This is a genomic window from Microbacterium arborescens (genome assembly GCF_049707515.1).
Lineage (GTDB): Bacteria > Actinomycetota > Actinomycetes > Actinomycetales > Microbacteriaceae > Microbacterium > Microbacterium arborescens_B.
Genome location: NZ_JBNAFI010000003.1, coordinates 236,189 through 257,280, shown reverse-complemented (window position 1 = coordinate 257,280; position 21,092 = coordinate 236,189). Strand labels below are relative to the sequence as shown.

Sequence of the window (21,092 nt, the reverse complement as noted above, 5' to 3'; positions counted from 1 at the left end):
CGGGGCGGGGGGGGGGGGGGGGGGGGGGGCGGGGGGGGGGGGGGGGGGCGGGCCACGACGGAGGGGGATGCCGTACGGCATCCCCCTCCGGTGAATCGTCGTCGATTACTTGACGGCAGCCTTCAGCTTCGAGCCGGCGGTCACCTTGACGCGCTTGCCCGCGGCGATCTTGATCTCCTCGCCGGTCTGCGGGTTGCGGCCGGTGCGCGCGGCGGTGTCGACCTGCTCGAAGGCGATCCAGCCCGGGATCGAGACCTTGCTGCCCTTGGCGACGGCCTCGGAGACGGTCGTGAAGAGCGAGTCGAGAACGCCGGAGACGGCGGCCTGGCTCTGACCGGTGGCGCTGGCGATGCTCGCGACGAGCTCGGTCTTGGTGATGGACTTGTCAGCCATAGGGTTGTCCTCCAGACGGCGGACGACGGACGCGCCGCCGACAGCTTGGGTGGTTCCCGAGGGACTCGCGTCCCGCGGTTGGTCGTTCGACCGGTCCCGAATATACGCGGATTCCGCGGAATTTCGCGGATTTCCCGGCTTCGGACGGCGCTTTCACCCGGCGTGTCGCCCGTTTTCGGGGCGGGTGGGACGGATGTGACGGCTCCGCGGCTCAGATCCGGCGCAGTGCCGCGACGACCTCGGCCTCCCAGCGGCGGGCGGCGGGCAGCGCTCCGACGTAGATGGGGGTGTCGTGGGTCACGCCGAGATAGCGGGTTGCGCTGGCATCCACACCGGCCCGCCGGAGCCTCGCCGCATAGGCGGTGCCGTCGCCGCGCAGCGGGTCGTACTCCGCGGTCAGCACCACGGCGGGCGGCAGGTCGGCGAGCGAATCAGCGCGCATGGGCGACGCATACGACTCGCGGGCGCGCGTCCGGTCGCCGAGGTAGGTCCGGGCGACGGAGACGAGCTCACGCAGAGCGATGAACGCGGGGATGCCGAGCGCGTACGTCGCCCGCAGATCGATCCGACGCCCGGTGAGGTCGGTCACCGGCACCTCGAGGATCTGGACCGCCACGGGCAGTCGCGCGCGATCGCGATTCATCAGGGTCAGCACAGCCGCCAGGTTGCCGCCGGCGGAGGACCCCGAGATGCCGACGCGCTCCGGGTCGATTCCGAGCGCGTCAGCCTCGTCGTGCAGCCACTCCCAGGCCGCGTACGCCTGCTCGATCTGGGTCGGGTAGCGATGCTCGGGGGCGAGGGAGTAGTCGACCGCGACGAGCACGACACCGGATGCCTCGGCACGGCGCCGGCACGCGGCATCCGCCGTCGGGTAGTCGATGCCACCGATGCGGAACGCTCCGCCGCCGAGCACCAGGCACGCGGGGGCGGGAACGCCGTCGACGAGGGTGCTCGGACGGTAGACGCGCACGCGCACGTCGGGATAGCCGGGCACCGGCACGCGGTGCTCGGTCGTCGCGATGGGCGGGCCGGGGGTGCCGACGGTGCGCAGCTCCTGACGGTCCCACGACAACGCGGCCTTGCGGTGCCGTTCGCGCGGGGTGAGCGGCCGCTTGGCGGGTGGCTTCGCGGTGTCGGCGGCCGGCCGGGCAGAGGACTCGGCGGCCGGCCGGGCAGAGGACTCGGCGGCCAGCTGGGCAGAGGACTCGGCGGCCGGCTGAGCGGGCGTCGCGGAGACCGCACCCGGGACGCCGTCGGCGGCCGGAGCGCGGGCGGGCCGCGGCATCCGCTCGGCGACCGCCGACGTGACCGATTTCCAGGCCTGTCGCAGGAGGTAGCGGCGGTGCGTACGCAGCCGCTCGGCGAAGAACGGGTCCAGCGGCATGCTCAGTCTCCGTTCGGTTCGTCGGCGCGGTCGGCGCGGTCGTCGAGTTCGCGCAAGCGCCGCAGCTTCGCCCACGGTACGAACGCGATCCACATGATGGACGCGATGGCGCCGCCCATGATCATCGAGCTGGGGTCCATCCTTCGACGCTACGGGGGAATGCCGACGCTGCGCATCCCCCTGCGAAGAGGATGCGCACGGTGTAGCAGTGGTGTCCGGCGACCGTCGTCCCGTTCACAGGCTCAGCGCGCGTCGGGCCGGCTCGAACAGCCCGAAGCCCCCACCCCGACGGATCGGGATGGGGGCTTCGTCGCCGGCGTCAGGCCCCGAGGAAGGGCACCACGAAGAGCAGGATGGTGATCGCGGGGCCGATGAGCACCATGGAGAGGCCCCAGATCATCAGGTGCCGGTACAGCCGGGGCCGGTCCTCCTCCGGGCCCGACGCGACGATCGTCGCTCCCGTCGTGCCGAAGGGCGCGCAGTCCACGAGCGACGCCGAGATCGCCAGCGCATAGATGAACCCGGTCATCTCGAGCCCGCCGCCGGGAACGAGCAGCGGGACGGCGAGCGGGACGAGCGCTCCGATGATGCCGATGGTCGAGGCGAACGCCGAGACCAGCGCGGCGATCACGCACAGGACGACGGCCGCGATGATCGGGACGCTCACCGAACGCGCGGCTTCGCCGAGCTGATCGATGGCGCCGAGGCGGGTGAGCACGCCGACGTAGGTGATGATGCCGCCCAGCAGCAGGATGGTGCCCCAGTCGACCTTGCTCAGCGCCTCGCGGCCGACCTTCGGGTTGATGAAGGCGAGCAGGACGGCGATCGTCAGCGCGACGGCGCCGAGGTTGAGGTCGACGTCGTTGATCGTCAGCGTGAAGAAGGCGATGACGAGGACGGGGATCGAGATCAGCGTCAACAGCTGGTAGCCGGTGAGCTTCTGCGTCGCGGTCTGGGGAAGGACGCCCGTGACGCCGCTCCCGCCGACGCGGCCGCCGAGCGAGGCTCCGCCGCCCGAGGTGCGCGCGGCCTTGGCCGCACGACCGCGTGCGATCAGCTCGCGCCCGCCGAACATGAAGAAGGCGACGAGCACGACGAGGGCATTGACGCCGATCGACAGGGCGAACATGAGGCCGGCGTTGTACGGGATCTCAGCGGAGTTCGCGACGGTCATGACGGTGATGCCGACGATGCTGGTCGGGGCCAGGGCGCCGCCGACGATGGCGGAGCTCATGACGATGCCCATCATCGTCGTGTGGATGCGGTGCTTGTGCGCCAAGCTCATGGCGATCGGCACGATCGTGAACGCCGCGTGGGACGTGCCGAGGCAGGCCACGAGCGTGCCGACGACCAGCATTGCCCACGGGATGAGGGCGACCCGATCCCCGATGAGACGGACCGACCGGTCGACGAGCCAGTCGATCGCGCCGACCGTCCGCGCGATGCCGAACAGGTAGGTGATCCCGAGGAGGATCAGCAGCGCGTCGACGGGGAAGCCGCCGAGGACGTCGTCGAGGGGTTCACCGACGAGCAGCACCCCGACGAGGACGGCGGCGACGAGGGCGAGCGCGCCCATGTGCACGTTGCGGATCGCCGAGATGGCGAAGACGGCGACGAGGACGATGAGGGCGATGATCTCCACGGTCATGCGGACATCCCTCCCACGATCGGACGGACGGTCAGGTCACGGTGCATCAACGTTGATCTCCAGGTAGTCGGAATCGGGTGGGTCAGCGGCCGAGCGCGAGGCCGGTGCGATAGGCGGCGAGCGCCGCTGCGGGCACACCGTCGAGGTCCGCGAGCGTCACGAGCGAGCCCGCGGGGATGTCGCGGCGCAGCCGCGCGCCGGACAGCAGGTAATAGGGGGCGATCTCGCCCGCGTCGGGGGCGACGATCACCGGCGCGACACCGGCGATCTCATGGTGATGCCCTTCGACGCGGAACTCCGTTTCCGCGGTGAGGTCCGCCGTCGCCCGCGCAGCCAGGAGGGTGTGCTGCCGCGGCGCGGGCGTCGAGGCGGTTCCGTCGACGGCGGCGGCCACCGTGAGCGGGGTCTCGATCCCCATGAAGTGATACGGCCAGTAGATGCAGGCGTAGCGGCCGTTGCGGCTCACCACGTGGCCCTTGCCGCGCAGGATGTCCCAGGTCACGTCGTCGCCGGTGCGCACGATCACGAACACCCCGCCGGCGAAGCTCGCCTCGCCGGGCAGGCGCAGCATCGAGAAGACGTCGATCACGCCCGTCGACCCGAGGATGCCGCCGTCGGTGCGCTCCGCGTAGATGTCGGCCAGCTCGTCGGGGCGAGCGACCGGGTAGTGCATCGCCTCGACGTCGGCGACCGCACCGGTGTACAGCGAGACGACGTTCATCTCGCAGGAATCGGCGGCCGCGGCACGCTTGAGGTCGGCGACGGCCGCCGCGCGTGCGGCGAGCGTCGCGGTGAGGTCGTCGCCGAGGTCGAGCAGGTGCGCGAGAGCCGGGGCCGCGACCTCGACGCCGTTCTGCTCGACGACTCCCGTCGCCGGGTCGAACACGAGGTCGTACTCACCCGACTTGCCGAGCGCGACGATGTCGAACCCGGCGGCGAGCACCCACGCGACGAGACGGATCAGGTTGGCGGGCTGGTCGCCGTCGCCGGGGAGGTACCGCAGGCCCCGCTCGCGCGCCTTGGCGCTGAGCGCGACGCCGGCCACCGACTCGATCTCCTTGCTGACCATCACGACGTGGGTGCCGGAATCGAGGGCGGTGTCGGCGTACGCGTGCCCGGCCTCGATGCGTCCCGTCGCCTCGACGAGGACGTCAGCGTGGCTCCATGCCAGGTGGGCCCCGTCCGCGATGACGGCGATCTTGCCCGCCTCGACGGCGGCGGATGCCTCGGCGGCGGATGCTGCGCGCACGAAGCCGTCCTCGTTCACGCCGAGATCGGTCAGCATGCGCACGACACCGTCGACATCGGGGTCGACCAACTGGGCCGCGACCATGTCGGGCAGGCGTCGCAGCTGGTCGAGGAGGGTGCGCCCGTATCCGCCGTTGGCGCCGGTGAGGGCGATGCGGATGACGGCCGTGCGGCGGGTGGCCGGGCTCTGGATCACCGTTGTTCCTGTTTCATCGTCGAGAGTTGTCGAGGATCCGGCATGGACCTCGGGGAGCGCCTGCAACTGTAACGGCTTCTCACAGATTGTCAAAAATCATCTCAAATCGTCACATACACTGGAGAGGTCACTCCCCGGAGACGACCGCAACCCCCGACCGGCCGAACTCGAACGAAGAGGTTTCCCATGCACATCGGCGCCGTCGCCGACGACTTCACTGGCGCGACAGACCTGGCCACGACTCTCCGCGAACGTGGGATGCGGGCCGCCGTCGTGATCGAGGACCGCCCCGTCGATCCCGCCCTTCTCGCCGACGCCGACGCTGTCGTCGTCGCGCTCAAGACCCGCACCGCACCGGCGGCCGACGCCGTCGCGGCGTCGCTGCGGGCTGTCGAGCGTCTTGTCGACGCCGGAGCCGAACGTCTCTACGTGAAGTACTGCTCGACGTTCGACTCCACCGATGAGGGCAACATCGGCCCGGTCCTGGACGCCGTGCTCGGCCGCGTGCGGGCCGACCGCACGGTCGTCGTCCCCTCGTTCCCCGCGAACGGTCGCACGGTCCGCGACGGGCTGCTCTACGTCGGCGACGACCTCCTCGAGGACTCGTCGATGCGGCACCACCCCCTGACCCCCATGACGAGGTCCCGCCTGCGTGACATCCTCGCCCCGCAGACCGACGCCGCCATCACCGAGATCCCGCTGCGAGTGGTCCGCGAAGGCGTCACGCCGCTGCGCGCGGCCATCGACGCGGCGCAGCCCGGCTACCTGATCGTGGACGCCGTCACCGACGCCGACCTCGACGCGATCGCCGCCGCGTCCTCCCACCTGCGGGTCCTCTCGGGCGGGGCCGCGCTCGCGGCCGGCATCGACGCACCGGCGGGAGCCGTCGCCGGCACCCTGGACCCGATCGGTCCGGGACGACTCGTCGTGTGCGGCTCGGCGTCGCGCAAGACCCGGGCCCAGCTCGCGCACGCCGAGGCGGCGGGAGCCGACCTGAGGCGTGTCGACCTCGACCGCGCCGTCGCTCACCCCGACGACGAGGCCGCCGCCCTCGCGGCGTGGGTGCGCGGACTGTCCGCGGATGCCGTGCCCGTCATCTACTCGGTCGGCGAGCTGGCGGACATCCGGGTCGGGTCGGCCGACGTGTCGACCGCCGTCGAGGACGTGCTCGCGTCGGTCGTGTCGCAGCTCGTCGCCAGCGAAGACGTGCACCGGGTGATCGTCGCGGGCGGCGAGACCAGCGGCGCGGTCGTCCAGCGGCTCGGTGTCTCGCTGCTGGAGATCGGACCACAGCTCGCCCCCGGCGTGTGCTGGAGCGGCGCGTCGACGGCCGACGGGCGGCGTGTGGCTTTGGCGCTGAAGAGCGGCAACTTCGGAGCCGACGACTTGTTCACCGCGGCGTGGGGGGTCCTCGCGTGAGCGCGGTCGACGAGCTGATCGAAGCCGGCCGGGCACTCGTCGAGGCCGGCCTGAGCCCCGGCAGCTCCGGCAATGTCAGCATCCGCACCGGCGACCGTGTGCTCATGTCGGGCACCGGCTCCCGCCTGGGAGCACTTCTCCCGACCGATCTCGCGGAGCTCTCCCTCGACGGTCGGCATCTCGCCGGCGCCCGTCCGTCGAAAGAGGTGTCGCTCCACCTCGCCCTGTACGCGAAGAACCCCGACCACACCGCCGTGGTCCACGTGCACTCCCCCTCGGCGGTCGCTCTGTCGTGCCTCGAGCCGTGGTCGGCGCACAGCGCGGTCCCGCCCCTCACCCCCTACGCGCTGATGCGGGTCGGGCAGACTCCGCTGCTCGACTTCGTCGCCCCGGGCGACCCCGCCATGGGAGAGCTCATCACCGGCAGCCCGCATCCGTTCCGCGCCGCGCTCCTCGCCAACCACGGCGCGGTCGTGAGCGGGGAGGATGCCGCCACGGCGGTCGACAGCACGATCGAGCTCGAGGAGGCGTGCCGGATCGCCCTCATGACGCAGGGAGCACCGCGCCGCCTCATCGCCGCCGAGCAGGTCGCGGCCATCACACAGCGCTGGAACATGCCGTGGACCGGCGACGCACATCAGTAGGCTGATGCCGACAGAAGGGGCGCCGATGACGGATGCGGCTCCGATGATCCCCGACCAGCGGCGGGCGATCATCGTCCAGCACCTGCACCGCGAACGCGTGCTCAGCTTCCGTCAGCTCAGCGACCTGCTCGGCGTCAGCCAGATGACCGTGCGGCGCGACGTCGCCGCGCTCGAGGAGCAGGGCCTGGCTCACTCCACGACGGGTGGCGTCAAGCTCGCGCCACGCCTGCTGTCCGAGCCGCCGCGCGCCGAGAAGGCGGCCACCGACGTCGCCGAGAAGTCCGCGATCGCGCGCGCGGCAGCCGGCCTCGTGCGCGACACGATGACCGTGTACCTCGACGCCGGGACGACCGTCCAGGCGATGCGGCCGCACCTCGACCACGTCGTCGACCTGACCGTCGTCTCGAACGACCTCGCCACGGTGCAGACCTTCCTCGATCACCCGAGCGTCGACCTGATCTGCGTCGGGGGACGTGTCGACAAGACCAACCTCTCGACGATCGGCCGGCTCACCCGCCTCTCGCTCGCCGAGCTGTCGCTCGACCTGGCGTTCATCTCGTCGAGCTCCTGGGACCTCAGCCACGGCGTCACGACCCCGGTCGAGGCCAAGATCGAGGCGAAGCGCGCGGCGGTGGAATCAGCCGAGCGGGCGGTGCTCATGGCCGACAGTTCGAAGTACGGCCGCTTCGCGAAGTACCGCGCGTTGCGCCTCGACGAGCTCGGCACCGTGATCACCGACGCGGGCCTTTCCGACGCCGCCGCAGCCGACCTCGGGGCGGCCGGGTTGGAGCTCGTGCGCGCCTGACGCCGGGAAAGGCGAAACCCCCGCCCCGAGAGAACTCGGAACGGGGGTTTCGGTGCTGTGACGCGGGCTGGCTTACCAGCTCGACTTGCTCGACGCGGGCTGGCTTACCAGCTCGACTTGGTCACACCGGGCAGCTCGCCCTTGTGCGCCATGTCGCGGAAGCGAACACGCGAGATGCCGAACTTCGAGAGGTGGCCACGGGGGCGACCATCGATGGCGTCGCGCTTGCGGACGCGAACCGGCGACGCGTTGCGCGGCAGCTTCTGCAGGCCGACGCGGGCGGCCTCGCGGGCCTCGTCGGTCGCGTTCGGGTCGACGAGGGTCTTCTTCAGCTCGGCACGCTTCTCGGCGTAGCGGGCGACGACCTCTTCACGCTGGTTGTTGCGCGCGATCTTGCTCTTCTTAGCCATGAGATCAGCGCTCCTCTCGGAATTCGACGTGCTTGCGGATCACCGGGTCGTACTTCTTCAGCACGATGCGGTCGGGGTTGTTGCGACGGTTCTTGCGCGTCACGTAGGTGTACCCCGTACCGGCGGTCGAACGGAGCTTGATGATCGGACGGACGTCCTGAGCCTTCTTCGCCATTAGAGCTTCACACCCTTCGCGATGAGGTCCTTCACGACCGACTCGATGCCGCGGGCGTCGATGACCTTGATGCCCTTAGCCGAGACGTTCAGCGTGATCTTGCGACCAAGCGAAGGAACGTAGTAGGTCTTCTTCTGCACGTTCGGGTCGAAGCGACGCTTCGTCCGGCGGTGCGAGTGCGAGATGCTGTGACCGAAGCCGGGAATTGCTCCGGTCACCTGGCACACTGCTGCCATAGTGATTCTCCTTAGTACCGTGACACCGGACGGTGCCACCCAAGATCCCTTGTCTGCACCCGCGCCTCATCCGGCCGTTTCGGGCCTGCGATGGGGAGTGGGTACGTACTGCGTGCTGGAGTGCGCGCAGACAAACAGGCAGTCTAGCACGCGGCGGCGTGCCGCCTGGGCCGGAGTCGGGTTGCCCGGAGACGCCGCCGGATGCCGCCTCCACCCGGTCTGAGATACTGCCGCTATGTCGTCGGAGGTCGAGGCGCCGCTGCGGCGATGGCGCTTCGATGGACGGCTGCGACGGTATCAAGCCGATGTGCTCGAACGCGTCGATGTCGAGGCCGCGGGCCCGCTGCACATCGTCGCTCCGCCGGGCTCGGGCAAGACGCTGCTCGGCCTTCTGCTCGCCATGCGACGCGGGACCAGGACTCTCGTGCTCGCGCCGACGGTCACGATCCGCGACCAGTGGGCAGACGCGGCCCGCCGTCTCGCCACCGCTGACGACGACGTCTCCACCGATGGCGCCTCTCCCGGCGAGCTGACCGCGCTGACGTACCAGGTCGTGAGCGTGCTCGACGGCGATAATCCGCTCGCCACGCTCGCTCACGAGCGCTGGCTGCGAGAGCTCGAGCAGGACGGACGGTCCCCGGATGCGGCATCCGCCTGGCTCGACGGTCTGCGCGACGGGAACGGCCGCGCCTACGCGTCCGGAATCGCACGCCGGTCCCGGACGCTGCGACGGCGCATCGCGCATGAGGATCCGGATGCGCTCGAGCGGGCGCTGCATCCGAACGCCCGTGCGCTCATCGAACGTCTCGTCGCGCACGGCGTCGAGACGATCGTGCTCGACGAATGCCATCACCTGCTCGATCACTGGGCCCTCGTCGTCGCGGCCCTCGTCGCGCGTCTGCGCACCGCCGGGCGCACCCCGCTCGTGGTCGGTTTGACGGCGACCCTCCCCTCGCCGGACGACGGTGATGCCTACGACAACTACACGTCCCTCCTCGGCGACGTCGACTACGAGGTGCCGGTGCCGGCCGTCGTTCGCGAGGGGAACCTGGCTCCCTACCGCGAGCACGTGCGGTTCGTCGAGCCGACGGCGGACGAACTGGCCTTCCTCTCCGGCGCCGCGACCGCCCTCACGGTTCTCCTCCGTTCGACGTTCTCGCACGACGACGGCGCGCGCTACCTGCTCGAGACGTTGCAGCCGCCGGCGCGGGATGCCGTTCCCGAGACGACGACCGGGGCGACGGCGGCGGATGCAAGTGCGGATGCGGCGCCCGCCTCGGCGCTGACACCACCGCCCGCACGGGAGCCGCACGACTCGGCCGAGGATGTCGACGCGCGGCTGTCGCTCGCGTTCGCCGATGACTTCGCCGGCGCCGAGGCGGCAGCGGCCATGCTCACGACCGTGCACCCCGACCATCCGCTCATCGCGCACCTGCCGGCGCCGGCCCGCCGCCCGCCGACGACCGAGGAGTCCCTCCGCCTGCTCGGTCGGTTCGCGCTCGACCGCGTGCTGCCCGACGCGTCCGCCCACGACCGGTGGGAGCGGATCCGGTCGACCCTCGCAGACTTCGGCTTCGCCCTCACCGACCGGGGACTGCGAAGCACGCGCGATCCGATCGACACGATGCTGGCGTCGTCGCTGTCGAAGGACCGCGCCGTCTGCGACATCCTGCGGCTCGAACGCGACCGGCTCGGCGCTCGGCTGCGCGCTCTCGTCGTGACGGATTTCAGCCAGCACGGCAACCGACACGGCGGCCTGATCGGTCGGGCCGGGGCGCTGCGCACCTTCTCCGTGCTCGCCGCGGATGCCGCGACCGCGGACCTGCGCGGCGTCCTGATCACCGGATCGACGACGCGCGTCGCGACGCGATACGCCGAGTCGCTGATCCCCGCGTGGTCGACGGTTCTGGGAACCGAGGTCGTGGCGAGCGCGGTGGCGGACGAACCCGGAGTCTCCGAGTTGTCCGCAGCGGGCGTGGGCGCTGCGGGGTTCGTACGGGCCGCGGCGGTGCTCCTGGCCCGGGGCGAGATCGACGTGGTGGTCGGGACGCGCGGTCTGTTCGGCGAGGGGTGGGACTGTCCCGCGGTCAACACTCTCGTCGATCTCTCGTCGGTGGCGACGCCCTCGGCGACTCAGCAGCTGCGCGGTCGCGCGCTGCGCCTCGATCCCGGCTGGGCCGAGAAGGTCGCGCACATCTGGACGGTCACAGCACTGCTACCCCCGTCCTCACCGATCGACGCGGCACCCGATCTGGCGCGTCTGCGGCGCAAGCACGAACGACTCTGGGGTGTCCAACGGGACGACCCCGAGCGCATCGCACGCGGGCTTTCGTGCGCGCTCGTCGCCGAGCAGCGGCGCCTGCTGGCGTCGGTCGACCGCCCGTCTGCAGAGGCGCTGAATGACCTGACCGTCATCGAGCCGCGGGAGCGCACCCGCGAGCGGTGGCGCGTGGGCGAGCCCTACGCCGACCGCGAGTCGGTCGACTCGATCGTCGTGCGACCCCGGAGCGAGCCGGTGTTCCGCACGCGCCGACGGGCGGATGCCGTGCTCGCGCGAGCCGTCGCCGCGGCGGGTGTCGTCACGGCCGCGGCGGTCACCCTCCTGGTCGCCGGTGCGGGAGCTGCGGCAGGCGGGGCGGGAGCTGCGGCGGGCGGGGCGGGAGCTGCGGCGATCTGGGCCATCGTGGCCGGCTCGCTCCTGCTCACGGGCGCGGTCACGGCAGGTGGTCCTGTCGCGCGCACGTGGCTGCGGTCGCGGAGGGCGCACGCCGATGCGGCCGAGCTCTACCGCCGCATCGCGCTGGTCGTCGTGGCCGCGCTGCAGCGGTCGGGCCGTGTCGGCGCCGATGCGGTGCCGGAGGTCGCTGGCGCCTCACCGGCGGCTCGGGGCGGGTCGAGCGGATCAGGTGGGTCGGACGGGCCCAGCGGGCCGGGTTCGGGTTCGGGTTCGGGTTCGGGTTCGGGTTCGGGTTCGGGTTCGGGTTCGGGTTCGGGTTCGGGTTCGGGTTTCGGTTCGGGTTCGCCGGCGGCGCGTGGCGGCATCCGGAAGATCGACATCAGGTTGAGGCGCGCTTCGCTCGAGGAGCAGCGCGTGTTCGCTGCGACGATGTCGGAGCTGATCGGCCCGGTCCGCACCCCGCGCTTCCTGCTGCAGGTCGATGCCGGAGGTCGTTCCCCGCTCGTCCGCTGGCTGCTGCGGCGCGCGGCGGGCCCGCGGGACGCGCGGCGGTCGGGCAGCGCGGGACGGTCGCTGTTCCTGCCGGTGCCGGCCGCGTTCGGTCTCGCCGCGGCTCGGGTGCGGGCCTTCGCCGACGATTGGGAGCGCACGGTCGGTCCGTGTGCCCTTCATGCCGTCGACAGCCCGGCATCCCTCGTGCTGGTCGCCGAGGCTCGACGCGCCGGCTCGGTGGGCGACGACCTCTCGGTCATCGAGCGCTGGGACTAGAGAACGCGCGCTTCGCTGATCGCGGCCGAGCGGATGCGGATGCGGATGCGGATGCGGATGTGGATGCGGGCGCGACTGGCGCGGCGGATGAGCTCGCGGGAAGTGGCGAGAAGCGGCGAGCTTGCCGGGCCGCTGCGGTGCGGGCGCGGGCGCGGGCGCGCGGAATTCGCGCTCACTGGTGGACTCGAATCGGCCAAGCCGAGGCTGTGGAAAGTCGTGGGCCGATGTCGGAGGTCTATGGCAAGATTCGAACATGCATTCGAACGGGGGACCGGGCAGCGGGATGGGAAGCGACGGCGACATGGACGCCCTCGCCCAACTCGTCGCGGACGCCGAGACGGCTGCGGATGCGGGACGCGCTGCGCAGATCTACGAAGTACGGGTGCTCGCCGCGGCCGGTCGGCTTGCCGAGACGCAGACGGCGGGCGCTTCGGAGAGGGTGAAGGCACGCGAAATGGCGTTACGTGGCATCGCCGCTGAACTGGCCGGGGTGTTCGTGGCCACCGACCGGACGCTGCAGCGGCGGATCGACGAAGCCCGAGACCTCGTGGAGAACTACCCGCTGACCCTCGCTGCCTGGGAGGCGGGGCGGATCGTGCGGGGGCACGTGCGCGTGATTCAGGACGTGGGATGCATCATCCCCGCCGACACCCGGGAGGAGTTCGAGCGGGTCGCGATCGAGAAGTGCGAGAGTGAGACGCCGAACCGGGTGCGGGCCTCCTTGGAGTTCCTCGCGCAGCGCCTGCACCCGCGCACGTTCATCGAACGCCACGAAGAAGCCGCAGCAGGGCGCTGCGTCCGCGCCCAGGCGGGGCCGGACGGGATGTCCGACCTGATCGCAACACTCCCCACCGTCATCGCCGACGGAATCGTCGACCGGCTGACCCGGCAGGCGCGAGAGATCATCAACGCCCGGCCCCACGTGGAGGCCGCGGACGCGGCGGATGGCGCGGATGAGGCCGGCGACGGGGACTTGTTCGGGACGGCCGGCGACGGGTCGTCGTTCGCGGGTGACACACGCACCATCGATCAGGTCCGTGCAGACGTGTTCTCCGACCTTCTCCTCGCCGGCACACCCGCCCTCGACCCCACCGCCACCGGCGACGGGGAAGGGACCCTCGGAGCGATCCGTGCGCATGTGCAGGTCGCGGTGTCCGCGCTGACGCTCATCGGACAAGACGACGGGCCAGCCGATCTCGTCGGCCGCTCCCCCATCGACGCAGCTACGGCAAGGGAGCTCGCCGGGAACAGCACCTCCTGGGACCGCCTCCTCACCCACCCCGTCACCGGCACCGTGCTCGAATGCGACTCCTACCGGCCCACCGCCGCGATGATCCGGCTGCTGCGAGCGCGGGACCGGCACTGCCGATTCCCCGGATGCCGGCAACCCGCCATCCGCTGCGAAATCGACCACACCACCGCAGCATCCGACGGCGGGGCGACCCACGTGTGCAACCTCGCGCACCTGTGCAAGAGACACCACGACGTCAAACACCACACCCGGTGGCAACTTCGACAACTCCCCGGCGGGCGCCTCGTGTGGACCTCACCGACAGGGCGGGTCTACCGCGAAGACGCACCACCACCCCTCGTCGCCTTCACCATCGGGGAACCACCAGGGAACCCGGACGCCCCGCCACCGCGGAGCGGACCACTGCGACCGTCGGGCGCAACCACCATGACGCCCGGCGCATCACCGCCGTTCTGAGTAGCCGATCGGAGTCACCGCCGATGCACCTCGCCACCCGCGCGCGCCGTCGTGCTTCGGCTCAGGCCATCGCCGTTCCGCCTCGGCGCACGCCACCCGCACGCCCGACGGCTCTTGCCGCGCGGCAGTCGCGCGGTGACCCCATCCGTGGTCGGCACCCGGCCGTGTGGATCACCCACGAGAGGGCCAGCGCCTCCTAGTCCGCGCGCTGCCAGCCCATCAGCACCCAGCCCGGTCAGCCTGCCCCCCGGCATGCCGCCCGGGTCAGCCAGATGCCGAGGCGGCTTCGGCCGCGCCGCGGCCCCATCGGAAGGCGGAGACCGTGGGGTCAGCGGCGATCCAGAACCGCCACGGGAAGGCATCCGTTCCTGCGATCCCGGCGACACCCACGCGCGGACCGGTCGCGACATCACGCTCCGGTTCGTCGCGCAGCGTCAGCCGGGCGACCGCCCCCGCCCGCTCGAGGCCCGCGACCGCGTCGATACCGTCGTGAGCGGGATGCCGCAGCCCGAGCGCCTCGCCGAGCCGGCCGGGGCCCCGTGCCAGATCGCGCGCCGCGCGGGCCGCGGGCCGCCGCAGCCGGGCGGCATCCTCACCCGCGACGATCTCGGCAGCACGCAGCAGCACACCGCCGGCGACACCCGCCGGTCCGCAGACGACATTGACACACGAATGGATGCCGTGACTGAGATAGACGTAGAGGTGCCCAGGCTCACCCCACATCGTTGTGTTGCGCGCGGTCTGCCCCATGCGGGCGTGCGAACCAGGGTCGGGCAGATCGCCGGTGTCGCGCCCGTGATACGCCTCGACCTCGGTCAACCGCGCGACCACCTGAACACCATCGACCGTGACCTCGAGCATCCCGCCGAGCAGACGCGGCGCGACCTCCACGGGAAGCCCGGCCAGCTCGTCACGCGTCGCGGGATGAAACCCGACCGGAACAGCGCTCATGGCCGCGGCGCGCTCTGGCACCACGAGACGTCGAACCCGTTGAGGGCCGACACCTCCTCCCCGGTGCCCAGATCGACGATGTGGGTCTGCACCCGCTCGGGAAGCGGGAGCAGGTACGCGTCGTACGGATTCGACACCGCGTCCGGCGCGACCAGGAACGCGGCGTACCGACTGCTCGGCGACACGCACGTGTGGAGGAGCAGATCGCCGGGAGCAACGGAGAACACGTCGCGCGTCGCTCCATCCGCGCCGACGATGGCGGCGGAGGTCTCGAGCACGGTGAACCCGTCGACCTGCGACAGCACGCGCAGGGTCTCGTCGGCGTCGCCGGGCAGCGCCGTGACCGACTGCGTCTCGCCGTCCGCGGCATCCGCGGCGCTCAGCGGACGCTCCTCCGCGGTCGCCAGATCGATCGCCACGAGTCCGCTCGCGCGCTGCACGATGGCCTCCGTCGACCCGCGGGCGATGCCGTCGATCGTGATCGCGTTGCCGAGGGATACCGGCTCGCCGCCCCCCGCCGATACGAGGGTCAACGCCCCGTCGAAACCGAGCAGCAGCACGGCATCCGTGCCCGGCACGAAACGCCAGTCGTCGACCCGCGCATCCCCGCCGGCGAACTGCAACCGGTCGGGCTCGTCGTCGGCCCGGCCGTCGGCGAGCGACCTCGTGAACAGCGCGCTCTCGAGGCCGCCCCCCGAACCGATCGCCGCGTCGGTGAAGGTGTACCCGATGAGGTCGCCGCGGTCGGCGGTCTGCAGATTGGTCACGAAGCCGCGTCCGGGCAGCGGCAGCTCGCGCGCGCCTTCGCCGTCGCGGTCGGTCACGACGAGAGTCGAGACGCCCTCGTCGTCGGCGGTGACGATCGCGAGGTGGGTCGACGTCGCGCGGAAGTCCTCGATGCGCGGATCGGTGAACACGGGAACCGCACTCTCGCCGTCGAGCGCGGTCCGGAAGATGGTGTCCTCATCACCGCCCCGCTGCAGGATGTAGGTCTCGAGAGCGGGCGTCGAGAACGACTGCTCGATCGTCGCCGCCGGCCCGCCGCCCAGCCCCGTCACGCCGTCGATCCGCACCGTGTAGTCGGTGGCGTCGCGCAGCGGCAGGACGAATCGGATGCCGATCTGCCGCCCCGACGTGTCGACGGTGAAGTCGGCCGCGGGCTCGATGTGCACCTGCGCGGGGTCGACCTCCTCGAGCGACTGGGTCGTCGTGACGATCAGGCGCGAACCCGCCGACTCGATGCCGGCCTGCGGGTCGACGCTCGTCGCGGTCACCCGCGGCCCCTGCACCGTCGTGAGCACTCCGCTCGCGCCGCCCACGAGTGCGAGCGCGCCCACGACGGCCGCCATCGCGACGACGAACCGCCGCGACCGCCGCTCGCGCATGCGCCCCCGCCGCGACGATGCCACGTCCGACCCCTCAGTACTCATACGGGTCCTCGGGCTCGTCGACGGACTGCACGCCGGTCGCCTCGACGACGAGTGCTCCGTCGCGATCGCGGATGACGCCGGTGACCGTCACCCACTCCCCCGTCGCGGGGACGTCGGACGGCTGCCCGATCGGGATGCTCGCGGGCTGCGCGTCGATGACGCAGTGAGTGATCACGAGACGGGTCAGCCCGAACCCGCCGGAATCGGAGGGAGTCACGAAGCCCGTCAGACTGATCTCGTCGCCCTCGAACGCCTCGGGATTCGTCGCGGTCGCGAAGACGCTCGCCCACTCGCCGACCCCGAACGACGACGTGTCGCCGGTCGTCGCGAGCGCGACGGTGTCGGCTCCCTGGAACAGCGGCGGCGTGCCCGTGTCGCGCGACATCGCCAGCTCGGCCGACAGCGTCGCGGGCGGAGTGACCAGCACGACCGCGACGATGCCGGTCGCGAGCAGGCCGCCCGTCCCGGCCGCCGCCGCCCCGAGCACGAGGCGCCAATCCGGCCGCGACCGCACGGGTGCGACCCCGGCGGCGGGCGCGGCGGTGTCACCGGAGAGAAGAGCGGTCTCGGGCGCGAGCGCGGGGGACACGGTGTCAGGGACAGCGGCGCGGGCTGCTCGGCGCGAGACCGGCACGTCGACATGGGCGTGCGCGGGCGCGGGGGGCTCATGTCCCACCGCGCCGTGGTCGTGCAGCTCGCCGTGGTCGTGACCGTGATCGGCCTCGGCGCCGAGCGGCAGCGCGAAGCTCACGACGGTCCCGATGAGGCCGAGCACCGACATCCCGACGGCGAACCAGGCCGAGTCCGGGTTGATGTAGAGCCCGATCCGCCCCGTGAGGGCGAGCGTGACGGTGATGGCCGCGAGCGCTGCGGCGAGGCCGACACCGAACAGGCGCGTCAGCACGGCGGAGGACTTAGGCAACCAGATTCACCACCCCTCCGAGGGCGATCGCGAACAGCACGACGATCACGACGAGCGCGACCAGCACCCGCGAGCGGAACGTCGTGCGCATGAGCGCCAGCATCTTCACGTCGACGAGCGGACCGACGAGCAGGAACGCGACGATCGAGCCGGGAGTGAAGGTCGATGCGAACGACAGCGCGAAGAACGAGTCGACGTTCGAGCAGATCGACACGATCATCGCCAGCAGGATCATCGCCAGGATCGACAGAGCCGGGTTCGATCCGATCGCGAGCAGCGCGTCGCGCGGGACGAGCACCTGGACGGCACCGGCGATCGCCGACCCGAGGATGAGCGCGGGCATGACCGCTCGGAGCTCGACGACGAACTGGGCGAGGCTGCGCCGCCCCTTGCCGCCGGGGTCCTCGGCGGCGAGCTCGCACGCGGCCAGGAACCGGTCGGTCAGCAGGCCGTCGGGATCGGGATGCCGTGAGTACAGCCACCCGATGAGGTTCGCGACGGCGTAGCCGCCGAGCAGACGGGCGAAGAGGATGCCGTCGTCGAAACCGAACGCCTGATGCGTCGTGATGATCACGATGGGGTTCACGATCGGCGCCGCGATGAGGAAGGTCATCGTCTCGGGCACGGAGAAGCCGCGGATCATCAGCCCGCGCGCGAACGGCAGGTTGCCGCACTCGCAGACCGGGATGAGCATGCCCAGCAGCGACAGCACCGCCCGGCGGGCCCAGGCACGCCGCGGCATCCACCGCTCGATGACTCCCGGAGGCACCCACACCTGCACGATGATCGACAGCGCGACGCCGAGCAGCACGAAGGGCAGCGACTCGATGAGGACGCTGAGACCCAGGGTGACGCCGTCCTGCGCGCGCGTGGGCAGCGCGGGACCGGGCGTGAGCGCTGCGACGGCGATGAGAGCGGCGACGACGGCCGCACCGACCCCCAGCGCGACGGCGGAACGCGTCGCGGGCGAAGGCGCGAGCCGTGCGGTCTTAGGCCCCGCCACGCTTCTCATCGGTTCGGGCGGCGGAGCACGCGGCGCAGAGACCGAAGATGTCGACGACGTGCTCGGCCTGCGTGAAGCCGTTCGCGGCAGCCGTGCGGTGCGCCCATTCCTCGACATCCGAGGCCTGGATCTCCACCGTCAGTCCGCACGACCGGCAGATCAGGTGGTGATGGTGACCCTCGCTCGAGCACGCGCGGTAGATGGCCTCGCCCTCGGGGCTCTGCAGCTGATCGGCCTCGCCCGATGCGGCGAGGGTCGCGAGCGCCCGGTAGACCGTGGCCAGTCCGATGCCGGTGTTGTCGTCGCGCAGGGAGGCGTGCAGATCCTGGGCCGAGACGAAACCGCGGGCGTCGGACAGCGCCGTGCGCACGCGCTCGCGCTGCCAGGTGTTCCGCTGAGCCATGGCGGCGAGTCTACTCGGCGTGTCTCGGGGTCGGCTGGGTGCGCAGCACACGGCCGCGGCGGCCGCCGATGATGCGGCACACGAGATAGATGGTGAACGAGATCGTCGTGATGTAGGGGCTGACGGGCAGGGTGCCCGCGACGGCGAGCAGGATGCCGCCGACCGCCGAGACGACCCCGAACAAGGCCGCCAGCAGCGGCACCGAGAGCGGCCCGCTCGCAACGCGCACGGCCGCGGCGGCGGGGGTGACGAGCAGAGCCATCACGAGCAGCGCACCGATGATGTGCACCGCGACGGCGACGATGAGGCCGAGAAGCAGCATGAACCCCAGCGACACCGCGACGGTAGGAACACCGCGGGCCGCAGCCGACTGCGGGTCGAGCGAGTCGAAGCGAAGGGGACGCCAGATCAGCATCAGCGCGACGAGCACGAAGGCCCCGATGCCGATGAGCCAGCTCAGCTGGCCCGACTGCACCGACACGATCTGCCCGGTGAGCAGGCTGAACCGGTTGGCGCTGCGACCGTCGTAGAGCGAGAGGAAGAGGATGCCGAGGCCCAGGCCGAACGGCATGAGCACGCCGATGATCGAGTTGCGGTCGCGGGCGCGCGACCCCAGCCACCCGATGAGGGCGGCCGCGATCATCGACCCCACGATCGATCCGGTGACGACATCGACGCCGATCAGCAGCGCCGCCGCGGCGCCGGCGAAGGAGAGCTCGCTGATCCCGTGCACCGCGAAGGCCATGTCGCGCTGCAGCACGAAGACGCCGATGAGGCCGCCGACGAGGCCGAGCACGGCCCCCGCCCACACCGAGTTCTGCACGAGCGCGAGGATGTCGCCGTACACGGGGAGCCCGCCGAACATCGCGTCCCACACGTCGGGCCAGTTCATGCGTGGTCTCCGTGGTCGTGGTGGTGATGCGAGGCGTCGGCATCAGGGGCGCCGACGACGACGAGCCGGTCACCGGCCCGCAGCACGAACACCGGCGCTCCGTACAGGTCGCTGAGGACGGGTGACGTCAGCACCTCCTTCGGGGTGCCGAGAGTGAAGCGGCCGTTCGCGATGTAGAGGATGCGGTCGACCTTGCCGAGCACGGGATTGATGTCGTGCGTCACGAGCAGCACGGCGGCACCCGAGCGCCGGTGGCGGTCGATGAGCCCGACGACGGCCTGCTGGTTCGCGAGGTCGAGGCTCGTGAGCGGCTCGTCGCACAGCAGCAGCTGCGGGTCGTCGGCGAGTGCCTGACCGACGCGGAGGCGCTGCTGCTCGCCGCCCGAGAGGACCCCGACCGGACGGTCGGCGAATGCGCTCGCACCGACGCCGTCGAGCAGCCGGTCGACGCGCTCGCGGTCGCGCTTGCGGGGAAGCGGGAGGCCGAAGCGGTGGCCGTCGACCCCGAGGGCGATGAGGTCGCGGGCCCGCAGCGCGGTGTCGCGGGGAAGCGGTCGCGCCTGCGGCAGGTAACCGATCGACCGGTTGCCCCTGCTTCGCACCGATCGGCCCAGCGCGGTGATCGAGCCCTCGCTCAAACGCTCGAGACCGAGGATCGCCCGGAGAAGCGTCGTCTTGCCCGAGCCGCTCGGACCGAGGACGGCGATGAGCTCTCCGGGTTCGACGGTGAGGTCGAGTCCGCTCCACAACTCGCGTCCGGAACGGCGCAGGGCGGCACCACGGATCTCGAGCAGGCTCACCGGGTCAGCGTACCCGCCTAACCGATGCGGCGAAGCGGTCGATAGAGGCATCCAGGAGTCCACGGATGGACTCCGGGAGCCCAGGACGGGCTCCCGCTCATCCCAATCACGGAGGAATGAAACATGGGAATGCAGATCGCCACCAACGTGGGCGCGCTCAACGCGTACCGCAACCTGTCCAACACGCAGAACGACGTGTCGAAGTCGCTCGAGAAGCTCTCGAGCGGTCTGCGCATCAACCGCGCCGCGGACGACGCCGCAGGTCTCGCCATCTCGGAGGGACTGAAGTCGCAGGTCAACGGCCTGAACGTCGCATCGCGCAACGCCCAGGACGGCATCTCGGTCATCCAGACCGCGGAAGGCGCCCTGACGGAGGTCCACTCGATCCTCCAGCGCATGCGCGACCTGGCCGTCCAGGGCGGCAACGGCTCGAACAACGCCGACTCGCGCGACGCCATCTCGAAGGAGGCCGGTGAGCTCAGCCTCGAGCTGCGGCGCATCGCCGAGTCGACGAACTTCAACAGCATCGACCTGCTCAAGGGCGGCACGCTGACGTTCCAGGTCGGCTCGGGCGGCACGGAGAACGACGCGATCACGATCAACCTGGCGGACGTCGCGGACGCCGTCGGCACGCTCGCCTCCGCCGACGGCACCGCCGTGGGCGCCGGCTTCGTGATCACCGACAACGCCGCCGCACGCGGCACCGTCGACACGATCGACACCGCGATCAACGCGATCTCGACCGCCCGGTCGAGCCTCGGTGCATCGCAGAACCGCTTCGAGTCGGCCATCAACACCCTGAACGTGTCGGCGGAGAACCTGTCGGCGGCCAACAGCCGCATCCGCGACACCGACATGGCGGCCGAGATGGTCAAGTACACCGCGGCGAACATCCTGTCGCAGGCGGGCACCGCCATGCTCGCGCAGGCGAACCAGGCCAACCAGGGCGTGCTCCAGCTGCTCCGGTAAGCCTCGCGACG

Annotated in this window: 22 protein-coding genes; 6 read left to right on the top strand and 16 right to left on the bottom strand. The window is 71.2% G+C overall.

All coding sequences use genetic code 11. The annotated features are described in order from the left end of the window. Window positions 1-105 precede the first annotated feature (105 nt). From ACPYN5_RS08225 to ACPYN5_RS08205, 5 genes are all read right to left on the bottom strand, one after another. Window positions 106-393 carry an HU family DNA-binding protein gene (locus tag ACPYN5_RS08225; protein WP_036304753.1) on the bottom strand — a complete coding sequence of 96 codons (288 nt, stop codon included), beginning with the start codon at window positions 391-393 and terminating at the stop codon, window positions 106-108. 211 nt (window positions 394-604) lie between these two features. Beyond that, a complete protein-coding gene (locus ACPYN5_RS08220; RefSeq protein WP_424448493.1) occupies window positions 605-1,777 on the bottom strand; it encodes an alpha/beta hydrolase in 1,173 nt (390 codons plus the stop codon). 2 nt (window positions 1,778-1,779) lie between these two features. Beyond that, the gene (locus ACPYN5_RS08215) at window positions 1,780-1,917 is read right to left on the bottom strand and encodes a hypothetical protein (protein WP_424448492.1); all 138 of its coding nucleotides are present in this window, start codon (window positions 1,915-1,917) and stop codon (window positions 1,780-1,782) included. Window positions 1,918-2,096: 179 nt separating this feature from the next. After that, window positions 2,097-3,425 (bottom strand): SLC13 family permease, encoded by a 1,329-nt coding sequence (locus ACPYN5_RS08210; protein ID WP_424448491.1) that lies wholly within the window; start codon window positions 3,423-3,425, stop codon window positions 2,097-2,099. An 82-nt stretch (window positions 3,426-3,507) separates the two neighbouring features. After that, entirely contained in the window at window positions 3,508-4,869 is a 1,362-nt protein-coding gene (locus tag ACPYN5_RS08205) for a homoserine dehydrogenase (protein WP_424448490.1), read from the bottom strand. A 186-nt stretch (window positions 4,870-5,055) separates the two neighbouring features. On the opposite strand from ACPYN5_RS08205, the gene otnK reads away from it, so the two are divergent. The 3 genes from otnK to ACPYN5_RS08190 are packed head-to-tail and all read left to right on the top strand — an operon-like array spanning window position 5,056 to window position 7,737. Beyond that, window positions 5,056-6,288 (top strand): 3-oxo-tetronate kinase, encoded by a 1,233-nt coding sequence (otnK, locus tag ACPYN5_RS08200; RefSeq protein ID WP_424448489.1) that lies wholly within the window; start codon window positions 5,056-5,058, stop codon window positions 6,286-6,288. Continuing rightward, the gene (locus ACPYN5_RS08195; protein ID WP_424448488.1) at window positions 6,285-6,932 is read left to right on the top strand and encodes a class II aldolase/adducin family protein; all 648 of its coding nucleotides are present in this window, start codon (window positions 6,285-6,287) and stop codon (window positions 6,930-6,932) included. The genes otnK and ACPYN5_RS08195 overlap by 4 nt, the downstream gene beginning before the upstream one ends. Window positions 6,933-6,957: 25 nt before the next feature. Then, window positions 6,958-7,737 carry a DeoR/GlpR family DNA-binding transcription regulator gene (locus ACPYN5_RS08190; protein WP_424448487.1) on the top strand — a complete coding sequence of 260 codons (780 nt, stop codon included), beginning with the start codon at window positions 6,958-6,960 and terminating at the stop codon, window positions 7,735-7,737. Between the two features lie 104 nt (window positions 7,738-7,841). On the opposite strand, the gene rpsN is transcribed toward ACPYN5_RS08190, so the two are convergent. The 3 genes from rpsN to rpmB are packed head-to-tail and all read right to left on the bottom strand — an operon-like array spanning window position 7,842 to window position 8,558. Continuing rightward, window positions 7,842-8,147 carry a 30S ribosomal protein S14 gene (gene rpsN / locus ACPYN5_RS08185; protein ID WP_023953697.1) on the bottom strand — a complete coding sequence of 102 codons (306 nt, stop codon included), beginning with the start codon at window positions 8,145-8,147 and terminating at the stop codon, window positions 7,842-7,844. 4 nt (window positions 8,148-8,151) lie between these two features. Then, the gene (gene rpmG, locus ACPYN5_RS08180) at window positions 8,152-8,322 is read right to left on the bottom strand and encodes a 50S ribosomal protein L33 (RefSeq protein ID WP_005051772.1); all 171 of its coding nucleotides are present in this window, start codon (window positions 8,320-8,322) and stop codon (window positions 8,152-8,154) included. Next, a complete protein-coding gene (gene rpmB / locus ACPYN5_RS08175; RefSeq protein WP_424448486.1) occupies window positions 8,322-8,558 on the bottom strand; it encodes a 50S ribosomal protein L28 in 237 nt (78 codons plus the stop codon). Before rpmB ends, rpmG begins: the two co-directional genes overlap by 1 nt. Before the next feature lie 235 nt (window positions 8,559-8,793). Between rpmB and ACPYN5_RS08170 the strand changes: the two genes are divergently transcribed. Beyond that, the gene (locus ACPYN5_RS08170; protein WP_424448485.1) at window positions 8,794-12,003 is read left to right on the top strand and encodes a DEAD/DEAH box helicase family protein; all 3,210 of its coding nucleotides are present in this window, start codon (window positions 8,794-8,796) and stop codon (window positions 12,001-12,003) included. Here ACPYN5_RS08170 and ACPYN5_RS08165 read toward each other — a convergent pair. Then, on the bottom strand, window positions 12,000-12,179 hold the full coding sequence (locus ACPYN5_RS08165) for a hypothetical protein (protein ID WP_424448484.1): 180 nt from the start codon (window positions 12,177-12,179) through the stop codon (window positions 12,000-12,002). The genes ACPYN5_RS08170 and ACPYN5_RS08165 overlap by 4 nt on opposite strands. Window positions 12,180-12,256: 77 nt before the next feature. Here ACPYN5_RS08165 and ACPYN5_RS08160 point away from each other — a divergent pair, with 77 nt between their 5' ends. Next, the gene (locus tag ACPYN5_RS08160; RefSeq protein ID WP_424448483.1) at window positions 12,257-13,711 is read left to right on the top strand and encodes an HNH endonuclease signature motif containing protein; all 1,455 of its coding nucleotides are present in this window, start codon (window positions 12,257-12,259) and stop codon (window positions 13,709-13,711) included. A 264-nt stretch (window positions 13,712-13,975) separates the two neighbouring features. Here the strand turns inward: ACPYN5_RS08160 and ACPYN5_RS08155 are convergent, their stop codons facing one another. The 7 genes from ACPYN5_RS08155 to ACPYN5_RS08125 are packed head-to-tail and all read right to left on the bottom strand — an operon-like array spanning window position 13,976 to window position 20,163. Continuing rightward, a complete protein-coding gene (locus tag ACPYN5_RS08155) occupies window positions 13,976-14,662 on the bottom strand; it encodes a DNA-3-methyladenine glycosylase (protein ID WP_424448482.1) in 687 nt (228 codons plus the stop codon). After that, window positions 14,659-16,071: a hypothetical protein gene (locus tag ACPYN5_RS08150; RefSeq protein ID WP_424448481.1), complete on the bottom strand. Its 1,413-nt coding sequence runs from the start codon at window positions 16,069-16,071 to the stop codon at window positions 14,659-14,661. Before ACPYN5_RS08150 ends, ACPYN5_RS08155 begins: the two co-directional genes overlap by 4 nt. Before the next feature lie 10 nt (window positions 16,072-16,081). Continuing rightward, on the bottom strand, window positions 16,082-17,014 hold the full coding sequence (locus ACPYN5_RS08145) for a TIGR03943 family putative permease subunit (protein ID WP_424448480.1): 933 nt from the start codon (window positions 17,012-17,014) through the stop codon (window positions 16,082-16,084). After that, entirely contained in the window at window positions 17,007-18,026 is a 1,020-nt protein-coding gene (locus ACPYN5_RS08140; protein ID WP_424448479.1) for a permease, read from the bottom strand. Before ACPYN5_RS08140 ends, ACPYN5_RS08145 begins: the two co-directional genes overlap by 8 nt. After that, the gene (locus ACPYN5_RS08135; RefSeq protein WP_424448478.1) at window positions 18,004-18,420 is read right to left on the bottom strand and encodes a Fur family transcriptional regulator; all 417 of its coding nucleotides are present in this window, start codon (window positions 18,418-18,420) and stop codon (window positions 18,004-18,006) included. Before ACPYN5_RS08135 ends, ACPYN5_RS08140 begins: the two co-directional genes overlap by 23 nt. Before the next feature lie 10 nt (window positions 18,421-18,430). Then, window positions 18,431-19,312 carry a metal ABC transporter permease gene (locus tag ACPYN5_RS08130; protein ID WP_424448477.1) on the bottom strand — a complete coding sequence of 294 codons (882 nt, stop codon included), beginning with the start codon at window positions 19,310-19,312 and terminating at the stop codon, window positions 18,431-18,433. Beyond that, window positions 19,309-20,163, bottom strand: a complete 855-nt coding sequence (locus ACPYN5_RS08125; protein WP_424448476.1) for a metal ABC transporter ATP-binding protein — start codon at window positions 20,161-20,163, stop codon at window positions 19,309-19,311. Before ACPYN5_RS08125 ends, ACPYN5_RS08130 begins: the two co-directional genes overlap by 4 nt. Window positions 20,164-20,235: 72 nt before the next feature. On the opposite strand from ACPYN5_RS08125, the gene ACPYN5_RS08120 reads away from it, so the two are divergent. Beyond that, the gene (locus ACPYN5_RS08120; protein ID WP_424448475.1) at window positions 20,236-21,081 is read left to right on the top strand and encodes a flagellin N-terminal helical domain-containing protein; all 846 of its coding nucleotides are present in this window, start codon (window positions 20,236-20,238) and stop codon (window positions 21,079-21,081) included. Window positions 21,082-21,092 lie beyond the last annotated feature (11 nt).

Bases quoted from the DNA above. Each gene is read 5' to 3' on its own strand.
- ACPYN5_RS08225 (WP_036304753.1), bottom strand. From the start codon at position 393: ATGGCTGACAAGTCCATCACCAAGACCGAGCTCGTCGCGAGCATCGCC.
- ACPYN5_RS08220 (WP_424448493.1), bottom strand. From the start codon at position 1,777: ATGCCGCTGGACCCGTTCTTCGCCGAGCGGCTGCGTACGCACCGCCGC.
- ACPYN5_RS08215 (WP_424448492.1), bottom strand. From the start codon at position 1,917: ATGGACCCCAGCTCGATGATCATGGGCGGCGCCATCGCGTCCATCATG.
- ACPYN5_RS08210 (WP_424448491.1), bottom strand. From the start codon at position 3,425: ATGACCGTGGAGATCATCGCCCTCATCGTCCTCGTCGCCGTCTTCGCC.
- otnK (WP_424448489.1), top strand. From the start codon at position 5,056: ATGCACATCGGCGCCGTCGCCGACGACTTCACTGGCGCGACAGACCTG.
- ACPYN5_RS08190 (WP_424448487.1), top strand. From the start codon at position 6,958: ATGACGGATGCGGCTCCGATGATCCCCGACCAGCGGCGGGCGATCATC.
- rpsN (WP_023953697.1), bottom strand. From the start codon at position 8,147: ATGGCTAAGAAGAGCAAGATCGCGCGCAACAACCAGCGTGAAGAGGTC.
- rpmG (WP_005051772.1), bottom strand. From the start codon at position 8,322: ATGGCGAAGAAGGCTCAGGACGTCCGTCCGATCATCAAGCTCCGTTCG.
- rpmB (WP_424448486.1), bottom strand. From the start codon at position 8,558: ATGGCAGCAGTGTGCCAGGTGACCGGAGCAATTCCCGGCTTCGGTCAC.
- ACPYN5_RS08170 (WP_424448485.1), top strand. From the start codon at position 8,794: ATGTCGTCGGAGGTCGAGGCGCCGCTGCGGCGATGGCGCTTCGATGGA.
- ACPYN5_RS08160 (WP_424448483.1), top strand. From the start codon at position 12,257: ATGCATTCGAACGGGGGACCGGGCAGCGGGATGGGAAGCGACGGCGAC.
- ACPYN5_RS08155 (WP_424448482.1), bottom strand. From the start codon at position 14,662: ATGAGCGCTGTTCCGGTCGGGTTTCATCCCGCGACGCGTGACGAGCTG.
- ACPYN5_RS08140 (WP_424448479.1), bottom strand. From the start codon at position 18,026: ATGAGAAGCGTGGCGGGGCCTAAGACCGCACGGCTCGCGCCTTCGCCC.
- ACPYN5_RS08135 (WP_424448478.1), bottom strand. From the start codon at position 18,420: ATGGCTCAGCGGAACACCTGGCAGCGCGAGCGCGTGCGCACGGCGCTG.
- ACPYN5_RS08130 (WP_424448477.1), bottom strand. From the start codon at position 19,312: ATGAACTGGCCCGACGTGTGGGACGCGATGTTCGGCGGGCTCCCCGTG.
- ACPYN5_RS08125 (WP_424448476.1), bottom strand. From the start codon at position 20,163: ATGCCTCTATCGACCGCTTCGCCGCATCGGTTAGGCGGGTACGCTGAC.
- ACPYN5_RS08120 (WP_424448475.1), top strand. From the start codon at position 20,236: ATGGGAATGCAGATCGCCACCAACGTGGGCGCGCTCAACGCGTACCGC.